We start from the raw sequence: 455 nt of genomic DNA, 5'->3' as shown, positions 1-455 counted from the left end.
CGCGGCACTTGAGCACGCGCAGCGCGCCGGCTTCGAACTGCAGCCGCAGCGCCGCGGGCGAGGCGTTGCGCGCCGCCGCCAGCGGCCGGAACAGGAAGCCCAGGGCCTGGCCGGTTTCGGCGGCCACCTGCAGGCGGCGCAGGGTTTTGTCGTCGGCGCGCGGCGGCCAGCCCAGCACGGCGCCGCAGGCCTGGCTGCGCAGGCATTGTTCCAGCGCCCAGGCCGTTTGCCGGCCGCCGGTGTCCACCACGCGCAGGCGCGCCAGGTCGATGCCGGCGCGGGCCAGGGCGGGGGCGTAGGGGCGGTAGGGCGGGTCCACCCAGGCCACCTCGCGGCCGGCGCGGGTGAGCCGCGCCAGCGTGGGCAGCAGCAGGGCCAGTTCGCCCACGCCGTCCACCGGGATCAGCAGTTCCACCAGCGCGGCCTCGGGCCAGCCGCCGGCGGGCAGGGCGGCG

General features: G+C 78.7%; 1 protein-coding gene. It reads right to left on the bottom strand.

Annotation, left to right across the window (positions count from 1 at the left end; all coding sequences use genetic code 11):
- A partial coding sequence (gene imuA, locus N790_RS06080; protein WP_043802107.1) for a translesion DNA synthesis-associated protein ImuA occupies nt 1-455 on the bottom strand: 455 nt, incomplete at both ends.

This window comes from Arenimonas malthae CC-JY-1 (assembly GCF_000747075.1).
Lineage (GTDB): Bacteria > Pseudomonadota > Gammaproteobacteria > Xanthomonadales > Xanthomonadaceae > Arenimonas > Arenimonas malthae.
Note: the sequence above shows the minus strand (reverse complement) of the source record. Positions and strands in the feature narration are given on the sequence as shown.